General features: G+C 45.2%; 23 protein-coding genes and 1 tRNA gene. 15 read left to right on the top strand and 9 right to left on the bottom strand.

Features of this window, described 5'->3' with window-relative positions; all coding sequences use genetic code 11:
- Positions 1-17 precede the first annotated feature (17 nt).
- The 3 genes from GRFL_RS06445 to GRFL_RS06435 all read left to right on the top strand — a co-directional run bounded on the left by GRFL_RS06445 (position 18) and on the right by GRFL_RS06435 (position 3,417).
- The gene (locus GRFL_RS06445) at positions 18-1,472 is read left to right on the top strand and encodes a sensor histidine kinase (protein ID WP_083643832.1); all 1,455 of its coding nucleotides are present in this window, start codon (positions 18-20) and stop codon (positions 1,470-1,472) included.
- A 5-nt stretch (positions 1,473-1,477) separates the two neighbouring features.
- The gene (locus GRFL_RS06440) at positions 1,478-2,260 is read left to right on the top strand and encodes an enoyl-CoA hydratase/isomerase family protein (RefSeq protein WP_083643831.1); all 783 of its coding nucleotides are present in this window, start codon (positions 1,478-1,480) and stop codon (positions 2,258-2,260) included.
- An 89-nt stretch (positions 2,261-2,349) separates the two neighbouring features.
- A complete protein-coding gene (locus tag GRFL_RS06435; RefSeq protein ID WP_083643830.1) occupies positions 2,350-3,417 on the top strand; it encodes a PA0069 family radical SAM protein in 1,068 nt (355 codons plus the stop codon).
- Here the strand turns inward: GRFL_RS06435 and GRFL_RS06430 are convergent.
- The 3 genes from GRFL_RS06430 to GRFL_RS06420 form a co-directional block, all read right to left on the bottom strand.
- Positions 3,414-4,067 (bottom strand): HD domain-containing protein, encoded by a 654-nt coding sequence (locus GRFL_RS06430; RefSeq protein ID WP_083643829.1) that lies wholly within the window; start codon positions 4,065-4,067, stop codon positions 3,414-3,416. The genes GRFL_RS06435 and GRFL_RS06430 overlap by 4 nt on opposite strands.
- Position 4,068: 1 nt before the next feature.
- A complete protein-coding gene (locus tag GRFL_RS06425; RefSeq protein ID WP_083643828.1) occupies positions 4,069-4,800 on the bottom strand; it encodes a lysophospholipid acyltransferase family protein in 732 nt (243 codons plus the stop codon).
- Positions 4,801-4,891: 91 nt separating this feature from the next.
- Positions 4,892-5,302 (bottom strand): BrxA/BrxB family bacilliredoxin, encoded by a 411-nt coding sequence (locus tag GRFL_RS06420; RefSeq protein ID WP_083643827.1) that lies wholly within the window; start codon positions 5,300-5,302, stop codon positions 4,892-4,894.
- Between the two features lie 184 nt (positions 5,303-5,486).
- Here GRFL_RS06420 and GRFL_RS06415 point away from each other — a divergent pair, with 184 nt between their 5' ends.
- On the top strand, positions 5,487-6,221 hold the full coding sequence (locus GRFL_RS06415; RefSeq protein WP_083643826.1) for a TerB family tellurite resistance protein: 735 nt from the start codon (positions 5,487-5,489) through the stop codon (positions 6,219-6,221).
- Between the two features lie 5 nt (positions 6,222-6,226).
- Here the strand turns inward: GRFL_RS06415 and GRFL_RS06410 are convergent, their stop codons facing one another.
- A complete protein-coding gene (locus GRFL_RS06410) occupies positions 6,227-8,515 on the bottom strand; it encodes a TonB-dependent receptor (RefSeq protein WP_083643825.1) in 2,289 nt (762 codons plus the stop codon).
- Positions 8,516-8,616: 101 nt separating this feature from the next.
- Here GRFL_RS06410 and GRFL_RS06405 point away from each other — a divergent pair, with 101 nt between their 5' ends.
- Genes GRFL_RS06405 through GRFL_RS06390 form a run of 4 tightly spaced genes read left to right on the top strand, consistent with a single transcriptional unit; the run spans position 8,617 to position 12,480 of the window.
- Entirely contained in the window at positions 8,617-9,282 is a 666-nt protein-coding gene (locus tag GRFL_RS06405; protein ID WP_083645987.1) for a metal-dependent transcriptional regulator, read from the top strand.
- A 1-nt stretch (position 9,283) separates the two neighbouring features.
- Positions 9,284-11,158 (top strand): Nramp family divalent metal transporter, encoded by a 1,875-nt coding sequence (locus tag GRFL_RS06400; RefSeq protein ID WP_083643824.1) that lies wholly within the window; start codon positions 9,284-9,286, stop codon positions 11,156-11,158.
- Positions 11,159-11,169: 11 nt separating this feature from the next.
- Complete coding sequence (locus tag GRFL_RS06395) at positions 11,170-11,991, top strand: ZIP family metal transporter (protein ID WP_083643823.1); 822 nt, start codon at positions 11,170-11,172, stop codon at positions 11,989-11,991.
- 51 nt (positions 11,992-12,042) lie between these two features.
- Positions 12,043-12,480, top strand: a complete 438-nt coding sequence (locus GRFL_RS06390) for a hypothetical protein (RefSeq protein ID WP_083643822.1) — start codon at positions 12,043-12,045, stop codon at positions 12,478-12,480.
- Here GRFL_RS06390 and GRFL_RS18080 read toward each other — a convergent pair.
- The 4 genes from GRFL_RS18080 to GRFL_RS06375 all read right to left on the bottom strand — a co-directional run bounded on the left by GRFL_RS18080 (position 12,477) and on the right by GRFL_RS06375 (position 15,760).
- Complete coding sequence (locus tag GRFL_RS18080) at positions 12,477-12,632, bottom strand: hypothetical protein (protein WP_169833969.1); 156 nt, start codon at positions 12,630-12,632, stop codon at positions 12,477-12,479. The two genes, GRFL_RS06390 and GRFL_RS18080, sit on opposite strands and share 4 nt — an antisense overlap.
- Positions 12,633-12,670: 38 nt before the next feature.
- Entirely contained in the window at positions 12,671-14,776 is a 2,106-nt protein-coding gene (gene feoB, locus GRFL_RS06385) for a ferrous iron transport protein B (RefSeq protein ID WP_083643821.1), read from the bottom strand.
- Between the two features lies 1 nt (position 14,777).
- The gene (locus tag GRFL_RS06380; protein ID WP_083645985.1) at positions 14,778-15,008 is read right to left on the bottom strand and encodes a FeoA family protein; all 231 of its coding nucleotides are present in this window, start codon (positions 15,006-15,008) and stop codon (positions 14,778-14,780) included.
- A gap of 77 nt (positions 15,009-15,085) precedes the next feature.
- Positions 15,086-15,760: an SCO family protein gene (locus GRFL_RS06375; RefSeq protein ID WP_083643820.1), complete on the bottom strand. Its 675-nt coding sequence runs from the start codon at positions 15,758-15,760 to the stop codon at positions 15,086-15,088.
- A 155-nt stretch (positions 15,761-15,915) separates the two neighbouring features.
- Between GRFL_RS06375 and rseP the strand changes: the two genes are divergently transcribed.
- The 7 genes from rseP to pncA all read left to right on the top strand — a co-directional run bounded on the left by rseP (position 15,916) and on the right by pncA (position 23,243).
- Positions 15,916-17,247 (top strand): RIP metalloprotease RseP, encoded by a 1,332-nt coding sequence (gene rseP / locus GRFL_RS06370; protein ID WP_083643819.1) that lies wholly within the window; start codon positions 15,916-15,918, stop codon positions 17,245-17,247.
- A 71-nt stretch (positions 17,248-17,318) separates the two neighbouring features.
- Positions 17,319-17,392 (top strand) — tRNA-Asn (locus GRFL_RS06365).
- A gap of 234 nt (positions 17,393-17,626) precedes the next feature.
- Entirely contained in the window at positions 17,627-18,109 is a 483-nt protein-coding gene (locus GRFL_RS06360) for a hypothetical protein (protein WP_083643818.1), read from the top strand.
- A 284-nt stretch (positions 18,110-18,393) separates the two neighbouring features.
- Positions 18,394-20,631, top strand: coding sequence for an inorganic phosphate transporter (locus tag GRFL_RS06355; RefSeq protein ID WP_083643817.1), 2,238 nt, complete (start codon positions 18,394-18,396; stop codon positions 20,629-20,631).
- Positions 20,632-20,673: 42 nt separating this feature from the next.
- The gene (locus tag GRFL_RS06350) at positions 20,674-21,216 is read left to right on the top strand and encodes a macro domain-containing protein (RefSeq protein ID WP_083643816.1); all 543 of its coding nucleotides are present in this window, start codon (positions 20,674-20,676) and stop codon (positions 21,214-21,216) included.
- 6 nt (positions 21,217-21,222) lie between these two features.
- Positions 21,223-22,635 (top strand): nicotinate phosphoribosyltransferase, encoded by a 1,413-nt coding sequence (locus tag GRFL_RS06345; RefSeq protein ID WP_083643815.1) that lies wholly within the window; start codon positions 21,223-21,225, stop codon positions 22,633-22,635.
- Positions 22,632-23,243: a bifunctional nicotinamidase/pyrazinamidase gene (pncA, locus tag GRFL_RS06340; protein ID WP_083643814.1), complete on the top strand. Its 612-nt coding sequence runs from the start codon at positions 22,632-22,634 to the stop codon at positions 23,241-23,243. The genes GRFL_RS06345 and pncA overlap by 4 nt, the downstream gene beginning before the upstream one ends.
- Here pncA and GRFL_RS06335 read toward each other — a convergent pair.
- Positions 23,240-24,016, bottom strand: a complete 777-nt coding sequence (locus GRFL_RS06335) for a THC0290_0291 family protein (protein ID WP_083643813.1) — start codon at positions 24,014-24,016, stop codon at positions 23,240-23,242. The two genes, pncA and GRFL_RS06335, sit on opposite strands and share 4 nt — an antisense overlap.
- Positions 24,017-24,093: the final 77 nt, after the last annotated feature.

The following is a 24,093-nucleotide window of genomic DNA, read 5'->3' as shown; positions in this document are numbered from 1 at the left end:
CAGGCAAGCTTGTTTGTATGAAACTCCTGAAACTCTCTTTACGAACCCGGATCTTTATCTCGATGATATTACTGGTGCTTGGCGCCTCCATTTTGATCCTTGTTGTGACCGTATTTCAGTATAAGGAAGAAGCAGAGAGCTACCACAAGGAAAGACTCGATCGCAAGGAGGAAGCGATCATGGAAAACATCAAATTCGTCCTGGAGTATACAACTTACGTGGTAAATACCGAAAATCTCTCGATGATCTTAAAGAAAGATGATAAGATCGACGAGATGGCACAGGTGCACGAAATGAAGATTTACATCTATGACCTGGAAGGCAATTTACTGATCAAGAGCGACGAATCTTTTTTTCGGAATATGGCTGAAGAAAAGATCGATCCGGCAATTATCAAACAGCTGGATGCTTCGGTGAATAAAAGGATCATCGTCAAAAATGAGCGTGACGGGCAGAAATTTCAGTCGTCTTATACCTATATTTTAGACAGTCGGTTTAAACCGCTGGCGATACTCTATTTGCCGTATGTACAGGATGATAGTCTGCTGAATCGGGATTTACACGATTTCCTGGTAAAAATGGCTGAGGTATATCTCTTTATGCTGCTTATCGCTATCATTTTGTCATTTTTCCTTTCAAAATACATCACCAAATCGCTGAAGATTATTTCTGAAAAAATCAACCAGACGCGACTGGATAAGCGAAACCAGAAGATCGAGCTCAGCAACGCGACAGAAGAGATCTATTCCCTCGTTTCGGCCTATAACAGCATGATCGATGAGCTGGAAGAAAGCGCGGTAAAACTGGCTACCGGTGAGCGGGAACAGGCCTGGCGAGAAATGGCAAAGCAGGTAGCGCATGAAATTAAAAATCCGTTGACGCCTATGCGGCTAAGTGTGCAGAGTTTCCAGCGAAATTTTGATGAAAACGATCCCAATATCAGGCAAAAGGTAGACGAATATAGCAACACGCTCATTAACCAGATCGATACGATGAGTTCGATCGCTTCCGCTTTTTCCAACTTTGCCAAGATGCCGGCGCAACAGAGCGAAACGCTCAATGTGGCCAAAATCACCAAGCTGGCGCTCGATATTTTCAATGAAAAATATATTGAATTCAAATGCGACAAGGAGGAGATACTGGCCAAATTCGACCGTACGCAGCTTATTCGCGTAGTTACCAATCTGGTGAAAAATGCCATTCAAGCCCTTGGCGAGACCGATGATCCAAAGATTGTGGTATCGGTGGAAGATGAAGAGGAAACGGTGTTACTTTCGGTTTGTGATAATGGTTCGGGAATTTCCGAAGAAAACAAAGAGAAGATTTTTGAGCCAAAATTCACTACCAAAAGTAGCGGAATGGGACTTGGTCTGGCAATGGTGAAAAATATCGTGGAAACCTATAACGGAAGCATCAGTTTTGTGTCAAAACAAAATAAAGGCACTATCTTTAATGTACGATTTCCAAAATAAACTATATGAGTTACTACAATATTTCCGAAGAACTGGAAGATGCGATTTTAACGATCAGGATAGACCGTCCCAAAAAACTCAATGCGCTTAACCGGGAGACCATCCAGGAGCTGCATGAGGCTTTGAAGGAGGCCAGGGAGGATGAAGAGGTGAAAGTGATCATTTTGACCGGGGCAGGGGAGAAAGCATTTGTAGCCGGTGCCGATATTAGTGAATTTGCTGATTTTTCACCGAAGGAAGGAAAAAGGCTGGCGGCCGAAGGACAAGAGAAATTGTTCAATTACGTGGCAGAATTTCCGAAGCCGATAATTGCAGCGATCAACGGTTTTGCGCTGGGTGGCGGTTTGGAACTGGCAATGGCAGCTCATTTCAGGATCGCCAGCGACAATGCAAAAATGGGCCTTCCGGAGACTTCACTCGGGGTGATCCCTGGATATGGCGGAACACAGCGATTACCGCAATTGGTTGGTAAAGGTCGAGCCATGGAAATGATCATGACAGCAGGAATGATCGATGCCAATCAGGCACTTCAGTATAACCTGGTGAATCATGTGACCGAAGTGGAGGATTTGTTGGATTTCACTAAAGAAATCGCTCGTAAAATCCTTAGAAATTCGACCGTTGCCATTTGCAATGCGATTTCGGCGATCAACGCCAATTATGAGGCCGGAAAAGACGGTTTCGGGGTGGAGATCGATATGTTCGGAAAGTCTTTCGGAACCGAAGATTTTAAAGAAGGCACCACCGCATTTTTGAACAAGCGAAAAGCCGAATTTCCAGGAAAATAAATTATTAGCCGGAAAAACCTTCCGGCTTTTTTAGATTTAAATATTAGGAATATTTCCTTTTAATTGGAAAAAATCCATAATTTTGATTTATGGAAGAATTTCAGAAAGGAAGAGGAGCGCAGATCAATATTTCCAATCGGTTTTTGGAAAATTCGCATGAAGATCGGGATGATTTTCTGAATTATTGCGCGGCAGAAGGAGATGAGCCTCATGATACCAGGACGAGCATCATCGAGACCTTTCCGAAGACGATCGTGAATAAGGTCACCAGTCCCGATGTAGGAATGAACTTTTCTTTAAACCCTTACCAGGGCTGTGAACATGGTTGTATTTATTGCTATGCCAGGAATTCACATGAATACTGGGGTTTTAGTGCCGGAAAGGATTTCGAGCAGAAAATACTGGTCAAACGCAATGCGGTTGCCCTTTTGGAGAAAAAGCTCAGCAGTAAATCCTGGAAGGCGGAACCTATCGTCGTTTCGGGAAATACTGATTGTTACCAGCCGGTGGAAAAAAAGCTGGAGATCACCAGGAATTTGCTGAAGACTTTTCTGAAGTACCGCCACCCCGTAGGAATGATCACCAAAAATTCCCTGGTACTTCGTGATCTGGATATTTTAAAAGAATTGGCGGCAGATAACCTGGTGCACATCAATATTTCCATCACTTCTTTACAAGAGCATACGCGCCGCATCCTGGAACCCAGAACGGCAAGCATTCCGAAAAGACTGAAAACAGTGGAGACCCTGTCAAATAATGGCATTCCTGTGAGTGTGATGATGGCACCTATCATTCCTTCCATCAACAATCATGAGATCATGCCGCTGGTGAAGGAAATTGCGGAAAGGGGAGCCCTGGGAGTGGGGTATACCATCGTTCGGTTAAATGGAGCTATTGGAGAAATTTTTACTGACTGGGTGCGGAAGGCGCTTCCGGAAAGAGCAGATAAAGTCTTGCATCAAATCGAGCAGATCCATGGGGGAAGTTTGAATGATAGCCGATTCGGCGTTCGTATGAAAGGAGAAGGTGAGTTTGCCGATCAGGTGAAGCAGCAGTTTAAGATCGCCAGGAAACTATACCTTGGAGATCGAAGCTCCAAACCTCTGAATTGCGAACTTCATGAACAATATAAAACCGGGCAGATGAAACTTTTTTAAGTTTCGCCATTCCATTCGGCATAGAACTGCTTCAGATAGTTTTCCATAAAACGGTGTCTATCTGCCGCGATTCGCCGGCCGGTTTCGGTATTCATACGGCCCTTCAGCAATAAGAGCTTTTCATAAAAATGATTGATGGTAGGCGCGGTGGAAGCTTTGTATTCTTCTTTGGTCATGTCCAGCTTTGGCTCAATCTCAGGATCATAAAGAGCCCTTCCTTTGAAACCTCCGTAATTAAAGGTCCTGGCAATGCCTATGGCACCAAGCGCGTCCAGCCTGTCGGCATCCTGAATGATATCCAGTTCGATGGAGTGAAATTGCTGATTGGTATTTCCGCCTTTAAAAGACACATTTTCAATGATCTTCACTACGTGTTCTATCACGGTAGGATCAGCTTTTTTAGATTCCAGAAACTCTCTGGCCATTCTTGGACCCACGCTTTCATCACCGTTGTGAAATTTAGAATCGGCAATATCGTGGAGGAGTGCGCCCAGCTGTACGACGAGCTCATTGGCCTGCTCGTCTCTGGCAATTAGCTGTGCATTCTTGAAAACGCGATGAATATGGAACCAGTCGTGTCCACCTTCGGCATGTTGAAGGCTTGTTTTAACGAAATCTATGGTTTCGAGGATCAGGTCTTTTTCGGTCATATTAAATGATGTCTGCGGTGATCGTGCGCTCCACTTCAGCTACCAGGCTTTCTGCTTCCTGGGAATTTACCGGGATCGGTTTATGGGTTTTCAGCCGTACGTGTACGCCCACGTCTATAGGATAATTGCCGTGTTTGAATAATTTCCAGGAATTATTGATGGTGATGGGTACGACGACCGCATCTGGCAGTTTTTTAAAGAGCATGAGCAGTCCGTTCACCTGGAACTTTTTTGGTTCACCGGTTCGGCTTCTGGTGCCTTCCGGAAAGATAACGGCAGAACGTTTAGTTTCGGCCAGATAATCTGCAAACTTGCTCATTTTGACCAGTGCTTCACGGCGATTTTTGCGATCGATCAATACGGAACCTCCGTGTCTCAGGTTGAAACTAATACTGGGAATCCCTTTTCCGAGTTCTTTTTTGGAAACAAATTTTGGATGGTGTATTCTGAAATACCAAATAATTGGTGGGATATCATACATTCCCTGGTGATTCGCCACGAAAATCACGGTTTTGTCACGTGGGATATCATATTGATTTTCCACACTGAAGCGGGTTCCCAAAATATTCAGGCAGCGCATGAGGCAGAAATTGAAGATGTCCACGCTTCGTTTGTGCGCTTCATATCCTCCTAGCTTCAGGCAGAGCCACTGGATGGGATGAAAGATCACCAGTGTTATTCCGAAGAACAGGTAGAACAGGATCGATAGCGGGTAAGAGAGTAGTTTCTTCATTCCGAAATAAAAATACAAAAATAGCTTTTTTGACCGCCGGGCATAAAAAAACCGGCAAATTTGCCGGTCTTTCCTTTATGCTGAAGAATTCTTAGCAGAATTCGTTGTAAGCACCGATAAGGTTTTCTGCAATCATTTCAGCCGGACGCCCTTCAATATGATGGCGCTCCAACATATGAACCAGTTCCCCGTCTCTGAAAAGCGCCATAGATGGCGACGATGGAGGGAATGGAACCATATAATCGCGAGCCTGTTCTGTAGCTTCTTTGTCCACACCTGCGAAAACCGTGAATAAATTATCAGGTTTTTTAGCGTTTTGTAACGAAAGACGAGCTCCTGGACGGGCATTTGCAGCAGCACATCCACAAACCGAATTCACTACCATCAGGGTAGTTCCTTCTTTTTTCATGGCTTCATGAACCGCTTCAACTGTATGCAATTCTTCAAAACCAATGCTGGTAAGGTCTTCACGCATCGGTTTTACTAAATCTGCTGGATACATATTTTGATATTTTAGAATATTAAACGTTCAGTGAGTCGCAAAGATACAAATTAACTTTCGGCCTGCGCATTTCAAATTCCTATGTTTTAATAGGTTGAATTTATCAGTTTCGGCAGAACTTCTGGCGCGATCTTGCCGGTTTTCGTTAGTTTGCCTTATCTTTGGAAGCAAAGAAAATTGCCTCATGATTAAATGGCTGGCCGCAGTTTTTGGGTATATGTATGCCCGCTTTCCTGGCGCTATTTTGGGATTCATCATTGGTACACTGCTGGATAATTATGTTCGTTCCAGTGGTGGCATCTTCAGTTCTCTGTTTAGCGAGCGCAAGCCGGAGGTTTCTCCAGGTGATTTTGAATTGAATCTACTTTCGTTATGTTCCATTGTGATCAAGGCAGATGGTCATGTTTCTCAAACCGAACTGGATTACGTGCGTGCCTATTTCGTGCGCGCCTACGGAAAGGAACGAGCCAATGCCACTTTTCGCACTTTTAATGAAGTGGTGAAGAACCGGCAGGTTTCTGCTTCGAGGATCGCCCGCTACCTGGCTGCCAGGACGAAGTATCCTACGAGGCTGCAAATTGTGCATTTTTTGTTCGGAATAGCCCAGGCAGATGGTCGCGTGAGCGAATCTGAATCGAACGTGATCCGGGAAATTGCCGGTTACCTGCAATTAGGCCGAAGTGATTTTGAAAGTATCAAGGCCATGTTCTTTAAGAATACAGACAGTGCGTATACGATCCTGGAAATCGATAAAAACGCTACAGATGCCGAGGTGAAGAAAGCCTACCGGAAAATGGCCAAAAAATACCATCCTGATAAACTGGGACATATGGATGAGGCTTACCGTAAAGGAGCAGAGGAGAAATTCCGAAAAGTACAGGAGGCTTATGAACAGATTCAGAAGGAACGCGGCTTCTAAACTTGTTACTGAAGAAGTTTGTTCCCCAGTTTTAAGCCAATAAAATAGGTCCTGGGTCTCGAAGGACCGTAGATATAATTGGCATCACGCTCGACCCCGAAGTCAAAATCCTGCTGGTATTCATTTAAAAGATTTTGCACACCTGCATTGAGTTCCAGCTGGAAACTTTTTGTCAATTGAAAAGTATAGGCCGTCTTCAGGTTGAATTCCATAAAATCCCTGGTTTTTTCGAGTCGGTCGTTCGCAATATAACCAGCGAGGTGCGGCACATACATGCTCCCGGTGTACACCCCCGAAATGTTATTCTGCCAGGCTTTTATCGGTGCGTAGGTTAGAATAAAATTGCCGTAAAAGTTGGGCGATTTAAAGAAGTTTTCGGCATTTTCCAGCGAAGCTTCCGTGTCGTCACTATACTGAACCGGGCGGTCATATGCCGCTTTCTGTATCGTTCCCCCCGCCTGGAAAATCCAGTCTTGATTGGGAGCCAAGACAGCATCCAGGTTTATTCCGTAGACATCGGCGCCCTGGCCGTTGCGTTTTTCAAAAATGGTTTCTGAAGTTCTTTCCAGTACAAACGGATTTTCCAACCGGGTATAAAAACTTTCAAAAGTGAATCGGTAATCCTGATCGAGCGTGGATTGGCTCCATTCCGCGGAAACCAGAAAACTATGGGAAGTTTCAGATCGAAGGTCTTCAGAAAGCCTCACCAGGCTGATCTCCCCGGCCGCGATCCGGGCGTGAATATCCTCGGTGAATACTTGTGGCGCACGGAAACCCTTTGCGTAACTGGTCCTGAATTGCAGGTTTTCCGTGAGGCTGTAAAGAATATTTAACCTGGGATTGATGACTACATTTTCTTCTGCGATATTATGAAAATCGGCTCTTAGCCCGCCAAGGACCTTTAAATCTTCGGTAGCCTGCCATTCCTGTTGAGCGTATACTCCAAGAATGTTTAGTGTTTGATCGATGTAGGCATTGTAGCCAGGTTTGGAATCGGCCATTTCGCTATGTTTAAACTCGGTTCCAGTGGTAAAAGTTGCCGGCCCACCTAGGAAGTTTGCCTGGTTGTATGATGTCTGACCGCCAAGTACAAATGTTTCATCTTTGGTATTTCCGAAGCCTTTTAAACTTTCTTCCAGGTTTTCTCCTTTTCCGCCATAAAAATTGTTGTTTTTGGACAATTGCGCGGTTCCGTAAACGGAATATTGCCAGTCTTTACTGGCTGAATACGTTTCGTAAGTGAGTCCGCCGCCCACCACATCGCTTTCGATCTGCTCGGTAATATCAGCCTCGTAGGGAAGGAGCTGTATTTCATTTCCTCCGCGCCGGAATTCATGGATCGTATGAAAATCCAGACTTAGCTTGCTCCTTTCACCTGGTTTGAAAAAAGAGTTAAAACCAAAAGTCTTGTTTTCTACCTTAGTGATTTCAGTAAAACCATCCCCATTCTGGTCAAAGGGGTTACGATCCCTGAACATCCCGAAAATACTTAATCCAGTCTTATAATCATTAGAGAGTAAGGTCCCATTGAGACTTACAGCCTGATCTCCGGCCTTGCCGCCAATAGCAGCGAAATTACTGGCGATTTCAAAGAGGTTTTCGGTGGGTTCTTTGGTGATGATATTGATGGTTCCTGCAATGGCGTTCGAGCCATACAGAGCCGACCCGCCACCACGAACTACTTCTACCCGTTCAATGGAATTCGCTGGGATCTGGTCCAGACCGTAGACGCCATTCAGCGCACTGAATATGGGCCTGCTGTTAATGAGGATCTGGGAATAGGCACCATCCAAGCCATTCATCCTGACCTGCGAAAAACCACAATTCTGGCAATTGGTTTCCATTCGAAGGCCTGGTTGAAAATTGAGCCCTTCACTAAGACTGATAGATTGGGTGGCCTGGAAATCTTTTGAGGAAGTAACCGAGACAATCACCGGTGCGGTTTGCCTTAACTGGCCTGTTCTACTGGCCGAGACTACCACCTGGTCCAGGCCAGTAATATCTTCCTCCAGGTTAAAATTCAATTCTTTTGGCTCTTGGCTGAGAATTTCGAGATGGTATTTGATCTTTTTATAACCTACCGCCTGGATGATGAGCTCATAATGTCCTTCCGGAATTTTTAATTCATACACTCCCTGCTCGTTGGTAGTGGTTCCAATATCGGTTTTCTCGAGATACACGCTGGCAAAAGCTGTAGGGATGCCTTCTGCCGTTACCACGCCTGTTACCTCTGCCTGTTGGGCTGAAGCACAGAATATTGAAAAGAACAGAACCAGATGAGCAGGGAGTTTCATAAGTTTATTTTTAGCAAATCTATAATTTAAATTTAGATGAACCTAAAAATATGATTGTTTCAATAAAAAAATGTATTTTTGGTTATAGAAAATATACCTGGATGATTAGTTTATCTGAAGAGAATTATTTAAAAGCAATCTTTCACCTGGAAACCACTTTCAAAAAAGGGGTTAGCACGAATGCCCTGGCAGAAGAAATGGAAACCAAAGCGTCTTCGGTGACAGATATGGTCAAGCGCTTATCTGAAAAGAAACTGGTGAATTATAAGAAATATCAGGGCGTCAAATTGAGTCCGAAAGGTCGAGCCACGGCTGTAGAGATCATCAGGAAACATCGGCTGTGGGAATGTTTTCTGGTGGAAAAGCTCAATTTCAACTGGGATGAGGTGCACGAGGTGGCTGAGCAGCTTGAACATGTGAAATCTGAAAAGCTCACGCGCGAAATTGATCGTTTCCTTGGATTTCCGAAGACCGATCCGCATGGCGATCCCATCCCGGATGTAGAAGGCAATTTTATTAAGACCTCTCGCGCTCTTTTGATGGAGTGTGATGAAGGAGAAACTGTTGTGATAGTGGGGGTGAAGGATTCCTCTACCGCTTTCCTGAGGTTTCTGGATAAGAACAACCTGAAACTGGGGAGCAAAATGAAGCTGATGCATAAGGAAGATTTTGATGATTCCGTTCTGGTGGAAACTGAAACCGGTGAGCTTCATCTTTCCAAAAAGATCGCAGCCAACCTATTCATCAGGTTAACCAATGAATCCTAAAATGTCTGGCAAGTCACTGGAAGAGGTCCACGGTTCTATCGATACCGAGCAGCCAAAAAGCTGGTGGCGCAAGATCCTGGCTTTTTTAGGCCCGGCATACCTCGTGAGTGTTGGCTACATGGATCCCGGCAACTGGGCGACCGATATTGCCGGGGGGAGCCAGTTTGGATATTCCCTGCTCTGGGTGCTCCTGATGTCGAATATCATGGCACTCGTCCTGCAAAGCCTCTGTACCCGACTGGGAGTAGTCAGCGGACTCGATCTTGCACAGGCTTCACGAAAGGAATACCCGAAATTCGTTAATTTCATCCTTTATATTCTCGCTGAAATTGCCATTGCAGCCTGCGATCTGGCAGAAGTTGTGGGAATGGCCATAGGTCTGGAGCTGCTATTTGGCGTTCCGCTGCTCTGGGGAGTGAGCATAACCGTTCTTGACAGCTTTTTATTGCTCTTTCTCATCAATCAGGGAATGCGAAAAATGGAGGCCTTTATCATTTCGCTGGTAGCCCTCATCGGTTTATGTTTTTTCCTGGAGTTGTTCTTTGCCTCTCCTGATATGGCTGATGTCGCCTCTGGATTTGTTCCTGAAATTGAAAACGGCCGTGCGCTTTACATCGCTATTGGGATCATTGGGGCGACCGTGATGCCACATAATCTCTACCTGCATTCTTCCCTGGTGCAAACCCGGAAGATCAAACCTACTAAAAAGGGCATTAAACAGGCGCTTCGGTTTAATTTTATCGATTCTGCCATCGCCCTGAATTTTGCCTTTTTTGTGAATGCCGCGATCCTGATCCTGGCAGCGACCGTATTCTATAAAAATGGCATTTTTGAAGTTGCCGAAATTAAAGATGCACATGCCCTGCTTCAGCCATTGCTGGGAACTTCGCTGGCACCTGTCCTTTTCGCTCTGGCGCTCATTGCGGCGGGACAAAGCTCCACTCTAACGGGAACCCTGGCCGGGCAGATCGTTATGGAAGGTTACCTGAATCTTCGAATTCAGCCCTGGGTGCGCAGGTTATTGACCAGGCTGGTGGCCATCCTGCCTGCTTTCATCACCATTTACCTGTTTGGGGAGAATTCAACCGGCGAACTGCTGGTTTTAAGCCAGGTCGTCCTAAGTTTACAGCTCGGTTTTGCCATTATTCCGCTAATCCATTTTGTAAGCGATCAAAAACTGATGAAAGGTTTCCATATAAAATGGCCCCTGGCAGTTTTAAGCTGGCTTATTACTTTGACCGTAGTAGGTTTAAATGCGAAACTGGTCTGGGATGAGATCGGGAACTGGCTTCAAAGCAGTGAAAATCCTGTTTACATCTGGATCTTTGTGGTGCCTGTTGCGATCGGTGCGGCTTTGCTGACGCTATTTATAATTCTCTGGCCACTTCTGAAAAATTCTTTCAGATCAAACAACGAGAATATGGTTCCGCACATCACTTCCGCGGAAATTGGAAAACTGGCCATTCCTGAAGCATATAACCATATTGCGGTATCGGTAGATTTTTCGGTTTCTGATAAAAAAAGTATTGCTTCCGCTTTACAGATTGGCGGAAAGGAGGCTTTATATACGCTCATTCACATAGTAGAAACTCCGGGTGCGATCATCTACGGAAAGGAGATCAAAGACCTGGAAACTTACAGCGATATGAAATTCCTGGAAGATTACCGGGAGGAACTCGAACGCAAAGGCTACCAGGTTGCGGTGCAACTAGGATTTGGTGTCCCCAAAAAAGCCATTCCGAAGATCATTAAATCTGGAAACTATGAACTGCTGGTCATGGGAAGTCATGGTCATGCATTATTTAAAGACCTCATTTTCGGGACGACGGTCGACGCAGTAAGACATCGCGTTCAAATCCCCGTTTTCATTTCTTAAAATCAACAAATATGGATGCTATAATTACCTATTTTAGAGATATTGACCCGGTACTGGCGGCTTTTTATGCCACCTTGTTTACCTGGGGGCTAACGGCGCTGGGCGCCTCACTGGTTTTCGTCTTCCGCGGGATGAACCGCGCATTTTTTGACGGTATGCTGGGTTTTACCGGCGGGGTAATGGTTGCGGCGAGTTTCTGGAGCCTGCTTGCTCCGGGAATTGAAATGAGCCAGGGGGAAGGCTTCGAAAAAGTGATCCCGGCGGTGGTTGGCTTCGCTCTGGGCGCGCTGTTCATCTTTGGGCTGGATAAAGTACTGCCACACTTACACGTAAACTTTAAAATGAGCGAAAAGGAAGGAATCAAGACTCCCTGGCATAAATCAGTATTGCTCACCCTGGCGATCACCCTTCATAATATCCCGGAAGGCCTGGCCGTGGGAGTGCTTTTTGGCGGGGTTGCAGCTGGTTTTGAGGGTGCTTCCATCGGTGGAGCAGTGGCTTTGGCAATAGGTATCGGACTTCAGAATTTTCCGGAAGGTTTTGCAGTAGCCATGCCGTTGAGGAGACAGGGTCTAAGCCGCTGGAAAAGTTTCAATTTTGGTCAGCTTTCAGCGATAGTAGAACCGGTAGCGGCAGTTTTGGGTGCCTGGGCCGTCATGACCTTTCAGCCAATATTGCCGTACGCGTTATGCTTTGCTGCCGGGGCCATGATTTTTGTCGTAGTGGAAGAGGTCGTTCCGGAAGCGCAACAGGGGAATTATACTGATATTTCTACACTGGGTTTTATTGGCGGATTTATGGTCATGATGACGCTGGATGTAGGGCTGGCTTAAAAAAGCTGCAACAGGCCCCAAATTTGATCGTCTCTTTAGTAAACGCCCGATATGATTTTTCTTATTAATCTTGTGACCGCTCTTTACTGTTCCTGTTTGCCAGTTCCTGAAATCACCTTACAGGAAAACCCGCCCAAACAGGAAGTCATTCAGTATTCTTCTCGTTTATGCGAAGGAGACCGGTTGCAATTCGGGAATAAGGCTATTCAGTTTAAAAAAGTGGTGTCAGATTCCCGTTGTCCTAAAGGTACGACCTGTATCTGGGCTGGGGAAGTGAAAGTGCTGGTGGAGTTTTTCGAGGACGGGCATTCGCTGGGAGAAGAGGTGATCAATGGCGCCAATTTCAATCTCGCGCAAATCTTCGGAAAAAAGAGCTGGAATTTGAACGGTTTTCAGGTTTCGCCCTACCCGAGCATACATTATAAAATTGAGCCGGAAGAATATTCGCTGAGCCTGAATATTTCAGAAACCATAGTGGAAGAAAATTAATCACCGCACTTACAGTCGGAAGCTACTCCGCAACTGCCGGTTGCTTTTTTCTTTCCGCCAAGAAATGCCGGTTTTCCCACAAAACGAGTGATGAGGTAGCCAAGAGCTATCAAAAAAGTGATCAAAACCAATATTTGTTGTAAGAGTTCCATGATCTTTCGGTCGTTTAAATTTTCTGCTTCTTACGTTTTTATTTCAGTAATTGGAAAGCGGCCAGGGCCACGAGGTAAGCGAATCCGCTCATCGTGATCAGCTGTAATAATGGCCATTTCCACGTATTCGTTTCACGCTTTACGATCGCGAGCGTGCTCATACATTGCATGGCAAAAGCATAGAATAACAGTAGGCTCACACCGCTAGCGAAGGTAAATAAAGGTCCGCCAAGAACGGGATTGGTCTCTGCTGCCATTCGGTTTTTGATCGTTTCTTCCTGGTCACTTCCCACGCTGTAAATCGTGGCCAGTGTACCTACAAAAACTTCCCTTGCGGCAAAGGAACTGATAATCGCAATACCAATTTTCCAGTCATAACCCAGAGGTTCCACGGCAGGTTCGATAAATCGTCCCATATGGCCTATATAGCTATGCTTCAGTTTGTAGGAAGCGATCTCTTCTTCCAGTATATCCTGCTCTGGCATTTCGGAAGGATTCTCATATTTTGCCGTGACGATCTCATCAGCTTTATTAAAATCATCGCCCGGACCGTAACTGGCCAAAACCCACAATATCACTGAAATTGCCAAAATGATCTTTCCAGCGCCAAAAACGAAGGATTTGGTTTTTTCCACCACGTTGATCGCCACATTTTTCAGCATCGGAACCTTATAATTCGGCATTTCGATGACGAAATAACTTTTGGAGCGGGTTTTCATGATCTTATCCAGCGCCCAGGCTGAAAAAATAGCCATTCCGAAGCCGAGTAAATATAAGATCATTAGAGTAAGTCCCTGCAGGTTGAAACCCAGGAAACTGCGGTCTGGGATCACCAGCGCGATAATAATCAGGTAAACCGGGAGTCGTGCAGAGCAGGTGGTAAAAGGCACTACCAAAATAGTAATGAGCCGTTCTTTCCAGTGCTCGATATTTCGGGTGGCCATCACCGCAGGAATGGCGCAGGCCGTTCCTGAAACGAGCGGCACCACACTTTTTCCGCTTAAACCGAAACGGCGCATGATCCGGTCCATTAGAAATACTACGCGGCTCATATAACCAGATTCCTCCAAAATGGAAATGAAAAGGAATAAAAAGGCAATTTGCGGGATAAAGATCACGATTCCACCAAGTCCTGGAATGATCCCTTCTGCAATGAGGCTGGTAAAATCCCCGGGAGGAAGACTGTTTCTGGCCATTTCGCCCAGGCTGGCAAACGCGGCGTCGATTAAATCCATCGGGTAGCTGGACCAGCTATAAATAGCCTGGAAAATAAGTAATAATATTCCGAAGAAAATAACATATCCCCAGACCTTGTGGGTCAAGATCCGGTCGAGTCTTGAGCGAAGATCGGTCGCGGCATCTTTGTCTACGGTCATGGTTTCGCGCAGCACCCCGTTGATGAACTGGTAGCGCAATATGGTTTCCTTCTGCTGAAGGCGCTTCAGGTCACTTATTGATTTGGTATGAAAATCGGTATTACTGGTGATTTCACTTCGGTTGATATTTCCGAAGTTGACGTCCTGGGTGATCACCAGCCATAATTTATAAAGCGACTGGTTAGGGAAAGCCTTCCGCAGTCGTCCGAAATAATCTGGATCAATAACTGAAGCATTCACGCAGGGCTCCACCGGAATGTGACGGTAGTTGATGATCATTTCCTTGAGCTCCTCAATTCCCATGTTTTTCCTGGCACTAACAAGGGCGATCTTTGTCTTTAGTCGCTCTTCCATGAGCTCTACGTCCAGGCTAATACCTTTTCGTTCCATCCTGTCTGCCATATTAATGACCAGAATGGTAGGAATTCCAAGGTCCTTGATCTGGGTAAAGAGCAGTAAATTTCTTTTGAGGTTTTCCACGTCGCTTACTACGACGGCGACATCGGGATAATCTTTATCATTTTTGTTGAGCAGCAGCTCAATCACCACATTTTCATCGATGGAGGAGGCATTGAGGCTGTATGTTCCTGGCAGATCCAGGATGTGGGCCCTGAGGCCGCGGGGCAATTTGCAGATTCCCTCTTTTTTTTCCACGGTGATCCCGGGGTAATTCCCAACCTTCTGGTTGAGGCCGGTTAACTGATTGAAAACGGAGGTTTTACCGGTATTCGGATTCCCGATTAAGGCAACATTGATCTGTTTAGCCATACTAGCCTATTATCTCAATTTCTATAAGCAGAGCGGTTTCCTTGCGAATCGCCAGGTGACTCCCGTTGATGTTGAGGTACATCGGGTCCTGGAACGGCGCGGTTTGAACCAGTTCTACTTCATTTCCAGGAAGGCAGCCCATTTCCAAAAGTTTGAGCGGGATCATGTCTACGGAAAAATCCTTGATTATCGCGCGTTGTCCCCTTTTCAGATTCGCAACAGTCACCTTCACTTTATTTAGATTGAATTTAAACAAGGCAAAAGTAATGGAATTTGAAGCAATACAAAAGTTAAAGGCCTAAAAAGTACCTAGCTGCGATATTCTTTTTCAAGAACCTCGATGTCGTGGAGCAGTTTGTCGATGGCTTCAGGATCAGTCCCGTCATAAAACCCGCGAATGCGTTTATCTGGATCTACCAGCACAAAATTTTCAGTGTGGATCATGTCGTACTTGCCGCCATCGCCTTTGGTCTTGGTTGCGAGGTACGATTTTCGGGCTAGTTCATAAATCTGTTTCTTATCTCCGGTAACCAGGTTCCATTTGGAATCGACCACACCTTTTTCCAAAGCATATTTTTTCAGAACCGGTACACTGTCTGTCACCGGGAAGACCGTATGAGACAGGAGTTGGACCATGGGGTCGTCCAGGGTTTTTTCCTGGATTTTCACCATGTGATCGGTCATGATCGGGCAAATGGTCAGGCAGGTGGTAAAAAAGAAATCGGCCACGTAGATCTTTCCTTTGTAAGTATCCTGGGTAATGGTGTCGCCATTCTGGTTTACCAGTTTAAAATCGGCTATTTTATGATATTTCCGAACGTACTGAACGGTAGAATCTACAAGTTCTTTAGAAACCATATCGGGCTGGTAAACGGGGAGGCGTTCATCTGGAACCTTCAGCTTATAAATAAAGAAGACAATGATGGCTGAAAGAATGGTGAAAACAATGGCAAATGTCTTGTAGCGGGCAAAAAACTTCAGCATCGGTCAACAATTTTCTGCAAAGTTAAGGGCTGGACTTCAATTTCCCGAAGAACGAGCTCAAAATTTAAAATCAGTCTCTTAGCCTTGAAATTTTAATTTTTTCTAGGCGGATATAAAAACTTACTTTTGTGCGATTTTAATTTTGAAGTTGATAGATGGATCCATTTATAGTTAAAGCGATACAATTAATCCTCAGTTTATCCCTGCTGATTGTTTTACACGAGTTGGGACACTTTATACCTGCCAAATTGTTCAAGACCAGGGTGGAAAAGTTCTTCCTGTTCTTTGATGTGAAATTTGCCCTTTTCAAGAAAAAGATCGGTGAAACCGTTTACGGGATCGGGTGGCTTCCGCTGGGAGGTTACGTGAAGATATCCGGAATGATCGATGAAAGCATGGATAAGGAACAGATGGCACAGGAACCCAAAGAATGGGAATTTCGCAGTAAGCCGGCCTGGCAGCGATTGATCATTATGCTGGGTGGAGTTACGGTGAACCTGGTATTGGGTTTCCTCATCTATATGATGATCATTTTTGTTTGGGGAACCGCTTTTATTGGTCCGGAACAAATGCCAGAAGGTTTTGCGGTAAACGACAGTTTTAAAGAATACGGGTTTCAGGATGGCGATCGAATTTTGAAGCTGAACGGCGAGGAATTTCAGAATAGCCTTGACATCAATAAATATTTGTTCATGCGTGACGTGAACAGTATTACCGTGCTGCACCAGGACGGGGAAGAGCAAACCATCGATATCCCAGAAGATATTGGAACACAAATGTGGGATGCCGGGATCATGCAGCCGTTTGTGCCCATTCAGCACCCCGTGCTGGATACGGTTGTAGCCGATATGGCAGCGGGAAAAGCCGGACTCCAAAAAGGGGATAGCATCATTTCCCTGAATAATGAAGAAATTGGTTACTGGCATGATGTGGCGCCGATCGCGACCAATAATAAGGAAAAAGAGATCGAGGTGGTTTTTAAACGCGACGGAAAAATCCTGAGCAAAAAGCTTACACCGGATGATGACGGGAAATTGGGAATTGCACCGCTCAGCGATATCAAGATCGAACGAAAGAAATACGGTTTTTCAGAAAGCATTTCTGAAGGTTTTAAATATGGTTACTGGACTTTAAGGGATTATGTGGCCCAGTTTCAATATGTCTTCACCAAAAAAGGAGCCACCCAATTAGGAGGTTTTGGTGCCATTGGTGGGCTTTTCCCAGATACCTGGAACTGGTACGGCTTCTGGAATACCACCGCTCTCATCTCCATAATCCTGGCTTTTATGAACATTTTGCCCATTCCGGCACTCGACGGAGGGCACGTGATGTTCCTGATTTATGAAATGGTGACCGGAAGAAAACCGAATGACAAGTTTATGGAAGTAGCACAAATGGTAGGCTTCTTCATCCTAATTGCCTTAGTATTATATGCTAACGGAAATGATATCTACCGGGCAATTCGGGACTCAGGAATTTTTAATTAAAAAATTGAAAAATTCTTTTGACAGCATTTAAAAATTGACTTATATTTGCAACCGCTTTTAAAGCAAAACCTTCCTCAGTAGCTCAGTTGGTTAGAGCATCTGACTGTTAATCAGAGGGTCGTTGGTTCGAGCCCAACCTGAGGAGCAAAAAGCCATCTCGTTCGAGGTGGCTTTTCTGTTTTCTGACAGTTATTTTTCTTACACGGCTTCATCATTTCAGCTTTTATCTTTGCTTTTTGCAGTTTATCGATATAATCTTTAAGAGGTTCTTAAAAATTGTTAGAATTTGCTTCGGAATTTGGCAAGTAGGAATTGTCTGAATATTTTCGGGTCACCCCAAAATTACCTTCGGTCTTGCCTACGATCGAAAACAAAACAAATGACAATACCCCAACGCACCAACCCTAAAGGTGCCCAAGCCCCACAACACACTTTTTCCAAAACTTTTGTATTTCTAATTGCCCTGGCTTTTGCAGGATTCTTCCAGAGCTGTGACCCTGCCGCACTCGTAGATACCAGCAAAAAACAGAAATGGGACAATGCGTACCTCTGGTTCGAACCCGGTAATATGGAAAGTATTTATGTTTCTGATGATGCCAATATCAAACATGCCCAGCAAATCCCGAACGACAGTGAATACCTTATCGAATGGGAGAAGAGTGGAGAAACTTATTCTTTAAAGGTGACCTCCTATAACCAGGAAATTGATTTCGCCTGGTTCACGGGTTATGATGCGGCCAGTTCTTCGGAAGAAATTCCATGGATCAAAACCGGGCATAGCATCGAGCTGGTAAGTTCCAAGCTTAAGCCTGCCGAAAATGGGAAATACCAGGTATCCATTTCAGATGATCTAAAGAACTGATTCGACTGTAGATTTCCGTTTTTGCTAAAAACTTAACAATTTCGTTTCCTTCTGAATCTTTTTTTAATACAAGGGTAATATTGTTCTTGCGTAACGGGTGTTTATTTGTAACATCATTGTTACACACTTGGAAATCAATCTTTAGTTTTTGTCAATAGATCTAAAAGTGTGCGGGCCGCCTTTATTCAGGGTGGCCCTTTTTATTCCCTAGCTTTTGGAGTATATTCGCGCACTTTTAAAAGTTGATAGATTTTTGAAATTCATTTTCAGTAGATTATAAGGATATGGAAGGAATTTATTTGATGATTTTGATCGCCCTCGTGGTGCTGGCAGTGATCGACCTGGTGGTAGGAGTGAGCAACGATGCAGTGAATTTCCTGAATTCGGCAATCGGTTCCAAAGCGATCTCGTTCAAGACCATTATGATCGTAGCCAGTCTCGGTATTTTCCTGGGCGCAGTCTTTTCCAGCGGAATGATGGAGGTGGCGCGGAAAGGGATATTCATGCCCGGCGAATTTTATTTTGACGAGATCATGATCATTTTCATGGCGGTAATGATTACTGATATTCTCCTGCTGGATTTTTTCAATACGCTGGGAATGCCAACTTCCACTACCGTTTCCATTGTTTTTGAGCTCCTGGGAGCAGCCGTGGTGATGGCACTTATTAAGATCAGCGCTTCAGATACCGAAAGTTTTACCCATTTACTGAATTATATCAATACTGATAAAGCGACGGAAATCATTTCCGGGATCTTTCTTTCGGTGCTCATCGCCTTTAGCGTGGGAGCCATTGTACAGGTTCTTTCCAGGCTGGTATTCACTTTTGAATACGAGAAAAAAATGAAGAATTTCGGTGCTGTTTTTGGCGCTTTCTGTCTTACGGCAATCGGCTATTTCATCTTTTTTAAGGGACTGAAAGGAACACCTTATTACGACAGTTTTAAAGACGTGCTGTCCAATCAGGTCTACCTGGTTCTTGGGATCAGCTTCTTATTCTGGCTTCTCGTTTCGTTTTTAGTGACCAAATTTCTGAAAAAGAACATTCTGGTATTGGTCATCGCGGTAGGAACTTTTGGACTGGCGCTGGCATTTTCCGGGAATGACCTGGTAAATTTTATCGGTGTACCAATGGCGGCCTATCACTCTTATGAAGCCTGGGTAGCTTCCGGTGTGCCGGCTGCGAATTTTTCCATGGATGTCTTGCAGGAAAGCGTACCGGCTGAACCGTTTTTGCTGTTTATTTCGGGAGGAATTATGGTGCTTACTCTTTGGTTTTCCAAGAAAGCACGCAGCGTTGCCGAAACCGAGATCGGTTTGTCCCGGCAGGGCCATGGTTCCGAAAAATTCAATCCGAACCTCGTTTCCCGTACACTCGTAAGCGGAAGTACGAACCTGTTCGAATTCTTTAAAAGTATCATGCCCGCTTCGGCAAGGCAAAAAATGAGTCAGAGTTTCAGGAAAAAGGATTCCGAATTTTTAAAAGAAGAGGACAAACCGGCGTTCGACCTGATTCGTGCTTCGATCAATCTCACCGTAGCGGGAGTTTTAATTTCCATTGCGACCTCTTATAAATTGCCACTTTCCACTACCTATGTAACCTTCATGGTGGCCATGGGAACTTCGCTGGCCGATCGTGCCTGGGGTAGAGAAAGTGCCGTGTACCGCGTTGCCGGTGTACTGAACGTGATCGGGGGATGGTTTTTTACTGCCTTCAGTGCGTTCGTGGCTGCCGGAACACTCACTTACCTGATCTTCCTCGGAAAAGGTGCTGCGATCGCTCTTTTATTGATCATCGCCCTGGGACTGCTGGTTCGGAATTACCTTTCCTATAAGAAAAAATACACTCCGGAAGCGGGTGCGATGAAGTTGAAAAAATCAGAAAGCAAGACCGTACAGGGTATTATTTCAGAAAGTGCAGATAATATCGTAAGCGTGATCCATCGCTCGAACAAGATCTATTCCGACGTGTTCCGTGGCCTCGCCAAGCAGGATAAAGCACAACTGAAAAAGTCTAAAAAAGGAGTGGCAAAACTGGATGCTGAAATAGAAGAACTGCGGGACAGTATCTTTTTCTTTATCAAAAGCCTGGACGAAACCAGTGTTCGCGGAAGCAGTTTTTACATTACTGTTCTGGCTTATCTCACAGATATTGCTCAATCCCTGGAGTTCATTTCCAAAAAGAGCTATAAGCACGTAAATAACAATCACAAGCCGCTTCGGTATAACCAGATTACTGATTTGAGGGAGATCGATGATTTGCTGGAAAACTTTCTGAAGGAAATCGAAGAGATCTTTGCCAACCGAAAACTGGATCAGATCCAGAAGATCGTTGAACACAAGGAAGAAGTACTGGCCAAACTTTCCGAAAAAATTGAAAAACAGGTCAAAAGAACCAGGACTGAAGAATCCAGCCCAAAAAATACCACTTTGTATTTCAATTTGCTGCTGGAGACCAAAGATCTCGTCAATGCGGTTATGAACCTGATTTCCGAATACAATTCCAGCTACAAGAAGGTATAAAACTGGGTTTTTGTTCTGGGATTTTCTCTGTACCTTTTTCGTATGGAAATAGTCCTGCATTCCGTTAAGATCGAAACCGTCCAAGGGGATATTACCCGGCAGCCAGATCTGGATGTGGTGGTCAATGCGGCCAACGCGCAACTGGCTCCCGGCGGAGGAGTGGCGGGAGCCATTCATCAGGCTGCGGGCAGGGAGTTGTATGAGGCCTGCAAGATCCTGGCGCCTATCAAACCAGGGGAAGCGGTGATCACCAAAGCATTTCAATTGCCCAACCAATTCGTTGTACACTGCCTTGGACCGGTTTACGGAAAGGATAGCCCGGAAGCGGAATTGCTGGCTTCCTGTTATCGGAACAGTTTGCAGCTTTGTGAGGAAAACGGGCTGAAATCTATAGGATTCCCGGCTATTTCCACCGGAATTTTTGGTTATCCTGTTCGGGAGGCGGTGAAAGTGGTCTTCCGTAGTCTGGCCGAAAATTTATCCGAAACCGAAAAGATTAAAAGGATTAAATTTGTGTTATTCAGCAGGGAGGATCTTGAGGTGTATGACCGCGAAATGACCCGTTATGCTGAGGCAACCAAATAAGTTTTCATGAACAATTTTACAGCTACTTATACCGATCAGTACCAACTGGCGATGGCGGAGGTATATTTTAAGCAGGGCCGGCACCGGGAAAAAGCCGTTTTCGATTATTTTTTCCGGGATTTGCCATTTTCCGGGGGATTTGCCGTTTTTGCCGGTCTCGAAGAGGTTTTAGAGATCATCCGCGACCTGCATTTTTCCAAAGAAGACCTGGAATATTTAAGCGACCAGGGGTTTTCAGATGATTTTCTGAAATTCCTGAAAGATTTTCGTTTCCGCGGAACGATCTATTCCTGTAAAGAAGGTGATGTGGTCTTTCCCACGCGGCCGATTCTTCAGGTGGAAGCCAGTATTATCGAAGCTCAGATCATCGAGACGCTGCTCCTGAATATTCTGAATTACGAAACCTTGATCGCTACAAAGGCCAGCCGAATCAGGCTGGTGGCCGGTGACGGCATTCTCCTCGATTTTGGAATGCGTCGCGCACAGGCTACCGGGGCTTACTTCGGGAGTCGGGCCGCAATGGTAGGAGGTTTTGACGGTACGAGTAACGTGATCGCTGGTAGGAATTACGAAATCCCGGTGAGTGGGACCATGGCGCATTCGTTTATTCAGTCTTATGACGATGAACTGAAGGCTTTCCGTGATTTTGCTCAGGGTAGACCGGAAGGCTGCGTGTTTCTGGTAGATACTTATAATACCCTAAAAAGTGGCGTGCCCAATGCGATCAAAGTGGCGAAGGAGATGGAGGCGCGGGGCCAGAAATTACTGGCTATTCGCCTGGATAGCGGTGACCTGGCGTACCTGGCTAAGAAGAGTCGGCAATTGCTGGATGATGCCGGACTGGAATATGTTAAGATTGCAGCTTCCAATCAGCTGGATGAGTATGTGATCAAAAGTTTGCTGGAACAGCAGGCGCCAATCGATATTTTTGGTGTGGGAACGAACCTGATCACCGGCGATCCCGATGCCGCGCTGGACGGTGTGTATAAGCTGGCCTGGTTTAACGGGAAACCCCGTATAAAAATTTCAGAAAGCATCATTAAGGTAACGCTGCCGCATAAAAAACAGGTGTTCCGAATTAAGGATGCCAGCGGAAAATGCGTGGGAGCCGATGCGATTGGCTTGTACCATGAAGACCGAATCGATGAAATGTATCATCCTTTTGAACCTTATAAATCCATGAAACTTTCTGAATTCAGGCAGGAAGCCTTGCTGAATAAGGTGATGGAAAACGGTAAGATCCTTCAGGAGCACCGGAGTCTTTCGCAGATCGCGGAGTACAGTGTGAGCCGACTTTCGGAATTGCCAATAGAATACAAACGGTTCAATAATCCGCATATTTACAAGATCGGGATTAGTGAGACGCTAAGGCAGGAGCGCGACAAACTCATTCATAATTACAAACAGTCACTGTCATGAAATGCCTATTATTAATAGACGTACAGAACGATTTTATGCCCGGTGGTGCCCTCGCGGTGCAGGAAGGCGATGAGATCGTCCCGGTCATTAACAAAATTCAGGAAAAATTTGAACTCGTGGTAGCTACACAAGACTGGCACCCTGAAGGACATGCGAGTTTTGCCTCTTCGCATCCCGATCATTCGGTTTTTGAAACGATCAGGCTGGAGGGTCTGGACCAGGTTCTTTGGCCAGACCACTGTATTCAGGATTCTGACGGGGCGAATTTCCATCCTGATCTTGTGGAGTCTCGAATTGAAGCGGTCTTCAGAAAAGGAACCAACCCGAAAATTGACAGTTATAGTGGCTTCTATGATAATGCCCATTTGAAATCTACGGGCCTTTCAGGATATTTGAAGGATAAAAAGGTGACGGAAATTTACGTAGCCGGTCTGGCTGCCGATTACTGCGTGTACTTCAGCATCAAGGATGCACTGGCAGAAGGTTTTGAAGTTTGTTTATTAGAAGATGCGACTCGGGCGATAGACGCTGAGAATTACCAGAAGGCAAAAACAGATATGCTTCGGAGGGGCGCCAGGATTCTGACTTCCGAAGAATTAATTTTTTAAAAGTTCAGGTAGAAGATATAGCCCATGTTCACCCACATTACAAAATCGTTGAATTTGTTCTGTGGCCCCTGCACATCCAGCCCGTCGATATAATCACTGTTATAATACTGCAGTTTACCTTCGATCATCAGGTCGCTGTTTCGACCAATTCGATAGCGAACACCGGCATTCCCGATAATGGCAAAAGTGGTCCCGCGTTCCAGGTTAAGACCGCCTTCAAAGGTGGAAAATAACACTTTCGGACTGTCAAAATCTCCAAGATCTGAATAAGCCGAAGGATTGAAGTGCACGGCGTGCACACCAACTCCTATATATGGAGCGAAAAGTGTTGCGAAATCCCGAAATTCCCTGATGCCGAGCGGATGGTATTCCAGGGAACCGCCAAATTGTATAATCTGGGTTTTCCCGTGCATGGCACGCAATTGCCTTCCGCCTTCACTGTCGGCTTCGGCAACGGGACCAAAATGTTCGAGACGGGATTGGAAATAATCAATTTCACTGCGAACCTTGAAGTAGCGACTAAACCAGCTTTCATCAGCCTTGCAGCTGCATTTTGGGCGGTAAGCGAAATTGATATAATATACGAGACCTACTCCAAAACCGCCATTTTCCAGGTTATTCTTGACGTTCCAGCGCTCACCATAATCAGTAAAAAAGCCGGCAGGCCCCGCCAGAATTCCAACTTCCTGGCCCACACCTATCTGGGAAAACGAATTCTTCGGGCAGAAGAAGAGTGCTAACAAGATCACAAAAACTACCCTGGTTTGTATCATGATTTCCGGCTTGGAGTTCAGCAAATATAGTAAATCTGTATTAACGTAATTTTAGACAAACTTAGTATCTAACGGGC

The sequence above is a fragment of the Christiangramia flava JLT2011 genome, from assembly GCF_001951155.1.
GTDB classification, from domain to species: Bacteria; Bacteroidota; Bacteroidia; order Flavobacteriales; family Flavobacteriaceae; genus Christiangramia; species Christiangramia flava.
The sequence above is the reverse complement of the archived record's forward strand: the minus strand, read 5'-3'. Positions and strand labels throughout refer to the sequence as shown.